At 62.8% G+C, this 2,977-nt stretch carries 2 protein-coding genes; both read left to right on the top strand.

Annotation, left to right across the window (positions count from 1 at the left end; translation table 11 throughout):
* The first annotated feature begins 146 nt into the window (after positions 1 to 146).
* The gene (locus H5U38_00010; GenBank protein ID MBC7185394.1) at positions 147 to 1,454 is read left to right on the top strand and encodes a T9SS type A sorting domain-containing protein; all 1,308 of its coding nucleotides are present in this window, start codon (positions 147 to 149) and stop codon (positions 1,452 to 1,454) included.
* A gap of 58 nt (positions 1,455 to 1,512) precedes the next feature.
* A partial coding sequence (locus H5U38_00005; protein ID MBC7185393.1) for a hypothetical protein occupies positions 1,513 to 2,977 on the top strand: 1,465 nt, incomplete at its 3' end.

Below are 2,977 nucleotides of genomic sequence, written 5' to 3'. Positions count from 1 at the left end.
GACATCGGCTGGTTCACGGCGCCGTTGTTCCTGAACCCGCGCCGGGTGCTGCTCGGGTTGCGCATCAATCTCTGAGGGCCATTTTGCACCTGTCTGGCCTACAATCCAGGGCACAGCGAGGCGCATTCCTCCTATGTGGGGCGCTCATGGGCATTGCATTCGTGAGCTCTTCCCTGGCGGGAACGCGCATCGTCGTGGGCTATTACCCTTCCTGGGTGCAGCAGAGTTTTCCGCCTGCTGCAATCGACTTCGCCAGGGTAACCCACGTGGCCCATGCTTTCGCCTGGCCCCAGGCCGACGGGTCCATTGCCTCCTACCCTGACTTCGATCCGACGGGGCTGGTGGCGGCGGTGCACGGCGCCGGCAAGAAGGCCCTCCTCTCCCTTGGCGGCTGGGGGCAGTCGGACGGGTTTTCCCCCATGGCTGCTGACCCGGCACGCAGGGCGCGCTTTATCAGGGCGGTGACCGACATGTGCCAGACGTACAGCTACGACGGCGTGGACCTCGACTGGGAGTACCCGGCATCTTCGGATCGCGGCAACTTGACGGCGCTGGTCAGGGAGCTGCGCCAGGCTCTCGCCGGCATGGCCCCCTCCAGGCTACTCTCCATGGCGGTGCCTGCGGGGTCGTGGACGGTGGGCCAGTACGACTACCTCGCCCTCGCCCCGCACCTGGACTGGCTGGGATGCATGACCTACGACTTTCACGGCAGCTGGACTACCCACGCTGGGCACAATGCGCCGCTCTACGCCTCTGGCGGAGACCGGTGTGGCTCGGTACATGAGGCGGTGACCTTCCTCCTTTCGGTTGGGCTGCCCAAGGAGAAGCTGCTCATCGGCGTCCCCTTCTATGGACGGCTGTTCAATGCCACCAGCCTGTACTCTCCCAGCACCGGCGGCGGCGAGGTCTGGTACAGCGGCGTGGTTGCCCTTGCCCTGGGAGGCTGGATCCGCCACTGGGATGAGGCAGCGCAAGTGCCTTACCTCACCAATCCCAGTGGTACGATGCTCCTGAGCTTTGACGACACCACCTCAGTGGCACTTAAGTGCGCATACATCGAGACCAAAGGACTGGGCGGAGCGATCGTGTGGGCGCTGGGGCAGGACGTTGTCGGCGGCCAGCAGGTGCTTTTAGGCACGGTGGGCCGCAGGCTACTCACCCCCGCGGCAGTGGCGCAGAAAGTGGGCAGGCCAGCAGAGCCGTTCTTGCACTGCTACCCTGACCCCTGCAATGCTTCTCTCACCGTGCTCTATCGCTTGCCGCAAGTCGGCCCGGCACAGCTGCAGCTGTACGACATTACCGGAAGAATGGTGTGGGAGTGCGAGTTCGCACCGTATGCCGATCGGGAAGAACGCGTGCCTGTAGACGTCTCTGGCCTGCCCAGCGGCACGTACGTGTGCCGGCTGCAGACGGCCTCTACTGCCCTCACCAGGAAAGTCGTGATTGTGCGATGACTGTCGGAGGCTCTTTGGACGACCATTGCCTATGGATGACCAATTAGGAGAAGCAACAATGAGGCGACAGGTGTTTTGTGTTACACTCGCCAGCCTGCTCCTCTGGAGCACCGCGGGTTCCCTGTGGTCGCAGAAGGACTACAATGGCCCGCCGCTGTTCATCGACGTGAACGCCATCAAGCTCGACATGAAGAAGCTCAACGGCGAGGGGCAGTTCACCACGCAGTACAGCTGGATGCTCACCGGCACTGGCCCGGAAAAGACGGAGATCTTCTTCTACCCCCAGGATCAGTGGCATTCGCAGCTGCTGTACCAGATCTTCAACCCCATCTGCTTGGATGACAGCGGCTGTGTGGACCAGAAGGGCAATCGAAAAATCATCCCTACCCCTTTTGTGAGCAACGGGGTGAACGACTGGTCGTGGGAGATCCGCCGCTATCGCCCACCCTATGTGACCGTGGACGGCGTGCCCCTCTACCGCGAGTATCGCTGGCAGGTGGACCCCAAGCTGAAGCCGGACCTCGCAGCCGTCTGGGAAGATATCCTCCCCTTCTGGGGCATTCGCACGCACGTGGAGGTCTATGCCTTCAGCAACCCCAATCACCAGGACTACATCATTTGGAAAGGCACTTACAAGTTCACGGGCGAGACCAGACGGCCGATTGAAAACCCAGGCCCGGAGGATGTGTTCCCGGACCAGACCATTCGCCTCTGGTGGCCAGTCGCTTTTAGCTTTGGCCCCTCCAAGGCCGGCGAATACGAGGTGTTCGGCCACTTTGCCTATGAGGGAGAAGACGACTTGGACAGCTGGTTCGCGCGCAAGTCGCAGCTGGTGGCTGGCCGCGCGCGCGACACCCTGAAGGTCGCCTACTATTGGGACTCTACCCTCGGCGGAAGCGCCGCCTATCCCAACGGCAGAAATGACCACACCGGCGACCCAGACCGGACCACAGGCCATCTGATGTCGCCGCAGGTGCCTGGCTATGCGCTGCTCTATGCCTGCACTTCCCCCACTAATCCAGCCGATGATCCGGCGCAGCCCTACTCGATGCCGCACGCAGGCATCGTCAAGGACCTCTGGGGACGGCGCGACTTTGGGCTGCGCGACACTTACATCGGCCACGACAGCCGCGGCAAGTTCCCGAGGGACATTATCACCGAGGGGTGGGCGACCAGCCCGGAAAAGGGCCCGATGCGCTTCATCACCGTGGGGCCCTATCGGCTGACCAAGAACGCTGCCATTGGTCGCTATGATTCGATCACTGTCGTGTACGCCATCGGCGTGGGATCGCTGTCGTGGGAGATGGCAGACAGCATAGGGAAGGCGTGGTTCCGCGGGCAGATCACCGACGAAGAGAAGAAGGCCTGGGTGCTCACGGGGCGCGACTCGCTGTTCAAGGTCTTGGACCGCGCGTACTGGGCGTGGAGCCGGGGGCTGGATATTCCCGACCCGCCGCCTCCGCCCGATCTGGAGGTGATCAGCGACGCCGATCGGGTTGTGGTCAAGTGGTCATACCCCGATC

This window comes from Calditrichota bacterium (assembly GCA_014359355.1).
Lineage (GTDB): Bacteria > Zhuqueibacterota > Zhuqueibacteria > JANLFK01 > Oleimicrobiaceae > Oleimicrobium.
This window is presented reverse-complemented; position numbering and strand designations above follow the sequence as displayed.

Coding starts and splice junctions, on each gene's coding strand:
- H5U38_00010 (MBC7185394.1), top strand. CDS start 147: ATGGGCATTGCATTCGTGAGCTCTTCCCTGGCGGGAACGCGCATCGTC.